Here is a 435-nt window from a genome sequence, read left to right as displayed (position 1 = left end):
CATCGCGCCGAGCGCGAGCGAGCTGATCTGGATGCCGGTGCGGCCCAGGGTGCGGTACTGCATGCGGTCGTCTCCTCGTCATCAATCCGGAACGGCGTTCCATTTCGACGATACGGAACGGCGTTCCGCTTTGGCAAGCGGGTGAGCGGGCAGGTGGCGTACGGTGAGGACGCGGCGTGGACGCGGGCCGGGCCCGTGCCCCAGCGGTCGCTGTTGCCGCCCCCCATGCCGAGGGCGCCGCCTTCCGAGCGCTGGAGCAGGATCACCCCGATCAGGGCGATGCAAACGATGATGTGGATCGCGAGCAGGATGCCGAGCAGCATGGTTCTTCTTGGCTTGATGAGGCGCGGGGCCGAAAGCCTGCCGCAAAACAAGCGGCCCCTCTACCATCAAGCCGCGCGTCGCGCCATAGCTAGACGCCGACCGTCGGACGCC

The 435-nt window shown here is 67.8% G+C and carries 1 protein-coding gene; it reads right to left on the bottom strand.

All coding sequences use genetic code 11. The features are described from left to right. On the bottom strand, positions 1 to 323 hold a 323-nt coding region (secG, locus tag ACLZOT_RS50025), incomplete at its 3' end, for a preprotein translocase subunit SecG (RefSeq protein ID WP_416975990.1). Between the last annotated feature and the right edge of the window lie 112 nt (positions 324 to 435).

It is taken from the genome of Streptomyces sp. 4F14 (assembly GCF_048159485.1).
Classification (GTDB): Bacteria; Actinomycetota; Actinomycetes; order Streptomycetales; family Streptomycetaceae; genus Streptomyces.
This window is presented reverse-complemented; position numbering and strand designations above follow the sequence as displayed.